10 protein-coding genes are annotated in these 6,616 nt (G+C 43.9%); 3 read left to right on the forward strand and 7 right to left on the reverse strand.

What is annotated here, in order from left to right:
* Window positions 1-53 precede the first annotated feature (53 nt).
* Both E5S67_RS21585 and E5S67_RS21590 read left to right on the forward strand, forming a co-directional pair.
* A complete protein-coding gene (locus E5S67_RS21585; RefSeq protein ID WP_172190432.1) occupies window positions 54-1,775 on the forward strand; it encodes an ABC transporter permease in 1,722 nt (573 codons plus the stop codon).
* 22 nt (window positions 1,776-1,797) lie between these two features.
* Window positions 1,798-2,319, forward strand: coding sequence for a pentapeptide repeat-containing protein (locus tag E5S67_RS21590; RefSeq protein ID WP_172190433.1), 522 nt, complete (start codon window positions 1,798-1,800; stop codon window positions 2,317-2,319).
* 65 nt (window positions 2,320-2,384) lie between these two features.
* On the opposite strand, the gene E5S67_RS21595 is transcribed toward E5S67_RS21590, so the two are convergent.
* The 6 genes from E5S67_RS21595 to E5S67_RS34515 all read right to left on the reverse strand — a co-directional run bounded on the left by E5S67_RS21595 (window position 2,385) and on the right by E5S67_RS34515 (window position 6,085).
* The gene (locus tag E5S67_RS21595; protein WP_172190438.1) at window positions 2,385-3,434 is read right to left on the reverse strand and encodes a Fe(3+) ABC transporter substrate-binding protein; all 1,050 of its coding nucleotides are present in this window, start codon (window positions 3,432-3,434) and stop codon (window positions 2,385-2,387) included.
* Window positions 3,435-4,059: 625 nt separating this feature from the next.
* Window positions 4,060-4,251 (reverse strand): nucleotidyltransferase family protein, encoded by a 192-nt coding sequence (locus E5S67_RS21600; protein ID WP_172190434.1) that lies wholly within the window; start codon window positions 4,249-4,251, stop codon window positions 4,060-4,062.
* A gap of 141 nt (window positions 4,252-4,392) precedes the next feature.
* Window positions 4,393-4,881 (reverse strand): cupin domain-containing protein, encoded by a 489-nt coding sequence (locus E5S67_RS21605; protein ID WP_172190435.1) that lies wholly within the window; start codon window positions 4,879-4,881, stop codon window positions 4,393-4,395.
* Window positions 4,882-4,954: 73 nt separating this feature from the next.
* Window positions 4,955-5,530 carry a TMEM175 family protein gene (locus tag E5S67_RS21610; protein WP_172190439.1) on the reverse strand — a complete coding sequence of 192 codons (576 nt, stop codon included), beginning with the start codon at window positions 5,528-5,530 and terminating at the stop codon, window positions 4,955-4,957.
* Between the two features lie 306 nt (window positions 5,531-5,836).
* Entirely contained in the window at window positions 5,837-5,968 is a 132-nt protein-coding gene (locus tag E5S67_RS34510; RefSeq protein ID WP_339382946.1) for a hypothetical protein, read from the reverse strand.
* Between the two features lie 21 nt (window positions 5,969-5,989).
* Complete coding sequence (locus E5S67_RS34515; protein WP_339382948.1) at window positions 5,990-6,085, reverse strand: nucleotidyltransferase domain-containing protein; 96 nt, start codon at window positions 6,083-6,085, stop codon at window positions 5,990-5,992.
* On the opposite strand from E5S67_RS34515, the gene E5S67_RS34520 reads away from it, so the two are divergent.
* On the forward strand, window positions 6,041-6,172 hold the full coding sequence (locus E5S67_RS34520) for a hypothetical protein (RefSeq protein ID WP_339382947.1): 132 nt from the start codon (window positions 6,041-6,043) through the stop codon (window positions 6,170-6,172). The two genes, E5S67_RS34515 and E5S67_RS34520, sit on opposite strands and share 45 nt — an antisense overlap.
* Before the next feature lie 22 nt (window positions 6,173-6,194).
* Here the strand turns inward: E5S67_RS34520 and E5S67_RS21620 are convergent, their stop codons facing one another.
* Complete coding sequence (locus E5S67_RS21620) at window positions 6,195-6,533, reverse strand: hypothetical protein (protein WP_216670629.1); 339 nt, start codon at window positions 6,531-6,533, stop codon at window positions 6,195-6,197.
* Window positions 6,534-6,616 lie beyond the last annotated feature (83 nt).

Consider the following 6,616-nt stretch of genomic DNA (forward strand, 5'->3'; position numbering starts at 1 on the left):
TGACAAATGTTTACACCTACTGATAAACTAGCAAGCTAGACATTTTACTAGCGATGAAAAATTCCCAACAATCACTACAAAAAACAGCAATCAGGACAATCCAATGGCGATCGACCTTACGCGGTCTATCCGCTAGTGGGTGGACAGTTGCAATTATCGCTTTAGCATTGCCGATCGCAATACCAGTTCTCAGTGTCTTATCCAGTATTTTTTTTGAAGCTAAAGATACATGGCAACATTTAACTGAGACTGTTTTAACCCGTTATATTGTCAACTCTTTATTGTTAATGATCGGTGTCGGCTGTGGTGTTGTCGCGATCGGCGTAGGATGTGCGTGGCTAGTAACAATGTGTCGCTTTCGGGCCAGTCGCGTATTTGAATGGGCATTACTGTTACCCTTAGCGGCCCCAGCTTATGTGTTAGCTTATACTTATACAGACTTTTTAGAATTTTCAGGCCCAGTTCAAACTGCTTTGCGTTATATTTTTGGCTGGAGTTATGGAGACTATTGGTTTCCTAACGTGCGATCGCTCCCGGGAGCAATCTTAATGCTAATCTTAGTTTTATATCCCTACGTCTACCTATTAACAAGAGTTGCATTTTTGGAGCAATCCACTTGTACCCTAGAAGCTAGTAGAATACTGGGCTGTAGCCCTTGGCGGAGTTTTATTACAGTTGCCTTACCAATGGCAAGACCCGCAATAGTTGCAGGTTTAGCACTGGCTTTGATGGAAACTCTCAACGATTATGGCACTGTTCAGTATTTTGGAGTTGATACATTCACCACAGGTATTTATCGGACTTGGTTTGGCATGGGAGAACGAATTGCAGCAAATCAATTAGCTGCCCTGCTATTATTATTTGTTCTGGGTTTAATTTTAGTAGAACGCTGGTCGCGGAGTCGCACTAAATATTATCAAGCTAGCAGTCGCTATCGGCAACTGCAAACTTATCAACTAAAAGGAATCCGGGAGATTTTAGCGGTAATTGCTTGTTTTATTCCGCTATTTTTTGGTTTTTTATTGCCAGCAGGTCTTTTAGTCAAGTTGACATTAGCGAATTGGCAAGTAACCTTAGATGAACGCTTTTGGATATTTGCCCGTCATAGTTTAATTTTGGCAACACTGACAGCAATTTTAGCCGTAGTTATTGCCTTGATTATGGCTTATGGCTTACGGTTATATCCTAATTTAGGAGTGCAGTTAGGAACTAGAATTGCGGCAATGGGCTATGCTGTACCTGGTTCTGTGATTGCAGTGGGGATTATGGTTCCCATTGGTAAAATTGACAATTTATTTGATAGTTGGATGCGTGAAAACTTGGGGATTTCTACAGGCTTGTTGTTAAGCGGTACGATCGCAGCTTTGGTATTTGCTTATATAGTTCGCTTCCTAGCTGTTTCTTTAAATGCGGTAGAGTCAAGTTTGAGCAAAATTAAGCCTAATTTAGATGATGCGGCGAGAAGTTTGGGTTATAGTCCGATGCAAACTTTAGTTACAGTTCATACACCAATGATGACGGGAGGTTTATTAACTGCTATGATGTTAGTATTCGTTGATGTAATGAAAGAGTTACCTGCTACTATAATTATTAGACCTTTTAACTTTGATACTTTGGCTGTGCGAACTTATCAACTTGCCTCAGATGAGCGATTGGCTGAAGCTTCTGGCCCTGCACTCGCTATTGTTTTAGTGGGGATGTTACCGGTTATTTTATTAAGTTGGAAAATTGCGCGATCGCGCAAGTCTTCAACAGAGTTAACGGTTAACAGTTAACATTATCCCTTTACAAATCAAGATGATTAATAAAAATTCACCAATGTTTACTCGCACTACTGGCACAATCTCGTTCTTACTACTTACTATTTTGGTCACGTTTGGATGCCAAAAACAGGCGGCCAGCCCCCTCGAAACATTACAAAAAACTAAGCAATGTCCAGAATGCGACCTGACTGGCGCTAAGTTAAGCAACATTGATTTAACAAGCGCTAATCTCAATGGTGCTAAGTTGGAAGGTGCAGTCCTAGAAAATGTCAAACTTAATGAAGCTTTACTCGATAGCGTCAATCTCAAAGGTGCAAATTTAAAAGGTGCTTCTCTGGAAAAAGCAGGTTTATCTGCCGCCGATCTCACAAAGGCTGATTTGAGTAATGCAAATCTTAAAGGGGCTTTTTTGCGAGGGGCAAAACTGAATAATGCCAATCTTAGTAATGCCGATTTAAGTGAAACTGACTTAAATAGTGCTGATTTGACAGGGACAAATCTGAAAGGGGCAAACCTGAAAGGCGCTATCATGCCGGATGGTAAAATTAAAAATTAAAGTTGGTTGGATTCGGCGGTTGAAACCGCCGAATCACAAAGAGTAGCTTCTTGTTCAAAAAGCCTCTATTTCCATCCTGCGCGATCGGCAATCTTTAAAGCGTCGGAGTTATTTTTCCCAAACACATCAGGGTTGAGAGGGTCAGATTTGAATGTACCAAAACTGGCAACAGCAGGATCGATCGCCACACCTGAAATCACAGGGTATTCGTAATTACCCCTAGCAAAAATTTGTTGCGCTTCGCGACTGGCTAGGTGTTCCAAGAATTTGGTTGCGCCTGCTTTGTTACGGGAGGTTTTGACTACACCGGCACCACAAATATTCACGTGAGTACCGCGATCGCGCTGGTTGGGGAAAAATACACCTACCTTCGCCGCGATCGCTTGTTCTGCTGGATCTTTCGATTTCATTAAGCGGGCTACATAATAGGTATTAACCAGGGCAATATCGCCTACCCCATCAGCAACAGCCTTGATTTGCGCCGTATCGTTTCCTTCTGGAGGACGTGCAAAATTAGCCACCAATCCTCGCGCCCAAGCTTCTGTTTTTTGAGCCCCATGAGTTGCTAACATGGCTCCAACAAGAGACTGATTATAGATATTAGTGGACGATCGCACTAAAACTTTACCTTTCCACCGAGGTTCTGTCAGCGCCTCATAAGTTGACAATTGGGCAGGGTTCACCTTGCTTTTGTTATAAACAATCACCCGTGCCCTGCGCGATAGACCAAACCAGAAACCTTGAGGATCTCGCAAACTCGCTGGAATTGCGGATGTCAGGACTGTTGAAGAAACAGGTTGCAGGATACCTGCTTGTTTCGCCCGCCACAAACGCCCACCATCAACGGTGATGAAAACATCAGCAGGGCTATTTGCACCTTCACTTTTAATCCGTTCAATTAGTTGGTCAGCATCCGCCTCAACGAGGTTAACTTTGATCCCTGTTTTTTTCGTGAAGCTTTGGTAAAACTGATTATCAGTGTCGTAGTGACGTGCTGAATAAAGGTTGAGGGTGCCCGTTTGGGCTGTGACTGGGGCTGTTTTGCTTAGTTCCCCAAGTGCCACGACAGCCATTGCTGTACCGCTGGCAAGAAAAATACGCCGAGAAATGCTCATTGTTTTATAATGATAGATTTTTTCATCTGGTAATTGACACGATGGTGCATCCACAGCCATCTACAATCATTGCTCTACTATATTAATGCAAGTGATTCTTATTTGTCGATCGAGTTCGTAACGATTTTAGGGCTGACGCCCGGGTGGTCAGAAACCGGGTTTTTTGACCAAAAGACTTTGTTGTAGCCAGCAGATTCGGTAAAAAATTCGCTTATGAAGGTTTTGATGCCTCCTGGAATGTATTTATGACACAGATTTTTGCTGACTAGGTAGCACAACGGTTGTTTGCAATGATGTTGGTATTAACATGAGCAGAATGGGGAGTTCAATTGCGTGTCTCCGTTTTTCGATCGCCCGGTTCGTGGCCCCTTCCGGCTCAATTACAAGCTCGACCAGACAACAAAGAACTGCTTTCACTAGCTTATTGCCAACAGGTAAAAAGTCTCTAGCCTGAGTACAAAGTTTGTTTGGGGATTCTCTAAATAATCTGGTTTGTGCCGGAGTGGGAAGGCCAGCGCTAAACTCACTTAGGTAAATCATCTTATATATTGATGACTATTTTTACTCTGCGAGCGATCGCCAGTTTACTGATTAGATCGACTTGTCTGCTGAGGATTGCTTCGAGTTATTCCTGCATTTGAGCGCCACCGAGTAAACTCCAATTGGCTGTCAGAACTAAGGTAACTAGGATATCAATGTCGCTGTCTGCATGAAAGTCGTCCCGAAGGACAGAACCAAAGAAAGAGAGTTCGATGATTTGCCAATCTTGACAAAATTTGATGATTTGGTCAATTGGCAGGGCGATCGCAGTTTTCATTCAGCCTCTTTACTTATTGCCAAATAGTTTGCTTGAGCATCTTGCTCAAGCAGCATTCGTAGAGTCAAGTTGGACTGCTTATGAGCTATCTCTTTACTTCTTTGCGTTGTTGTTTTTTTACGGTAAGAAATCGCACCCTCGCTACTCGGATGGTGGAGGTACGATCTCGATACCGTATTTGGGAGCCGCGGTAAGAATTTTGTCCAGGTCTTCAGGAGTCAAGGATGCTCCAAGGGTAATCTGACCATTCACTGCCTTTCCAACTTCGGCAATGAATTTCTCAAAGCCAGCAGGAGTTACCCAAACCAGCATTGTAGCCGGTGTAGCGGTCGTATTTGTAAATCGGTGAAGCTGCCCTTTCGGTGAATGAAGGAATGTTCCAGCCGTCGCCACGAAAGTACGATCGTCAAGCTGGAATTCAATTTCTCCGTCTTGAACATAAAATGATTCATCTTCTAGGTGGTGCCGATGGGGCGGGGAACCGCCTTGAGGTGCAACAATTACTTCACAAAGCGCATAGGCTTGACCTGTCTCTTCACCAACTGCCTTGAAGGTATAGAGGTCTTGACCAAGGTAGTAAGAACGACCTTGACCAGGTTCAACAAAAAGTCCGTTTTGATGAATTGTCATTTGTTAATTGTTAATTGGTAATTGGTAAAGCAAAGTGTTAGCTGGCTGGCGATGGCTTTTCCTGGAACATTCTTCACGAATTCAGACTTCTCTCAATACGCCGATCGGGGATAAGCCACACGATCGCAACTAAAACATATAGCATGAAAGCAAACAACGAGTTCACAAAGGAAAGCAGGATTGCTACGGCATAAATCACTACTGATACCTTCCCCTTAAAGTCTCGCCCAAGTGCAATTGCCAGAGTGGAATCTTTACCGTGGTAAGAAATAAGGACACGAGTAAGAATGAAGTAAGCGATCGCAGCCAACAACAGCACAGTGCCATAAAGGGCAACTGGCCAGGCCGCGAAGTGGTTCTCGCCTGTCCAGGCAGTGACAAAGGGAATAAGTGACAACCAGAACAGCAGATGCAAATTAGCCCACAACACATTACCATTGACGTGCCGAGCCGCTTGTAACAAGTGATGGTGGTTGTTCCAGTAGATACCAAGATAAATAAAACTGAGTACATAGCTCAGAAAAACTGGAACTAGCGGACGCAGCGCAGCTAAATCAGGTTCATGGGGCACTTTCAATTCCAGCACCATAATGGTGATGAGAATGGCGATTACACCATCGCTGAACGCTTCTAACCTACCTTTACCCATTTTTGTACATCCTCTTTTTCTGCTTGCGCTGCCGATCGCTTCTAATTCCAACAATAACTTAGCATAAGGTCGGTTCCAGTGATGTGTTATACTCCGATCGCCGATCGCTGGCACTTACCAACCAAGCTAACGATTTTGCTTACCTAATCTCGGCTGAAAACAGATAACCTTAACGGACTTTTCGCCGATCTGTTTAAGCAGTCGATCGGCACGACTTCTTATCAATACCCGATCGCGCAACGGGTAAAACGGGAGAAGCAGTTGTTGAAATAAAAAGAGCGATCCATTATGGAAGCGCGATCGCAGTTATTTGACATAAATAGTTTGAGCAGTAGAGAGAATTTCTTGACTGCGAATCCAGTTGGAACTGCGATCGATCGCCCGTTTACTGATTAGATCGACTCGTCTGCTGAGGATTGCTTCGAGTTCTTCCTGCATTTGGGCGCGATCGAGTAGACCTCAGTTGGCGGTGGGGGCAAAAGCAACTAGGATATCGATGTCGCTGTCTGCATGAAAGTCGTCACGAAGGATCGAACCAAAGAGGGAGAGTTCGATGATTTGCCACTGTTGGCAGAATTTATTGATTTGGTCAATTGGCAGGGCGATCGCGCTTTTTATTCAGCCTCCTTACTTATTGACTAAATATTTTGCTTGAGAAGCTTCGTCAAGCAGCATTCGTAGGCTCAAGTTGGACTTTTTTTGCTTCCAATCGATAGCGTTCCTCGTCGGCTTCTAATTTTAGGAGTTCCTGATGATTCTCACAGTAATTAATCGCTTCATAGATAGCAGACAGCGGTAAACCCCAATTTTGGGCAACTTGTTCGGGTGACATCGGATTGGCAGTCATGTCTCGCCAAATAGTCGATGCCAGTAATTTACGTCCCTTAATGTAAAGTTGTTTGCGCCAAGCATGAGGACGCGAAACTAAATATTGCCAATTTTCGATTTCTGGTGTACTTTGCAGCGATTGAACGATCGCACCTAGCAGGGCAAGGGGGAGCATCCCGGTTTTGTAAAAGTGCTATCCAGAGAGGATAATAGGTAGAGCGTCAACAGAAGCGTGAACTGCATTTGTAGGAGGAGTGG

This window comes from Microcoleus asticus IPMA8 (genome assembly GCF_013179805.1).
GTDB classification, from domain to species: Bacteria; Cyanobacteriota; Cyanobacteriia; order Cyanobacteriales; family Microcoleaceae; genus Microcoleus; species Microcoleus asticus.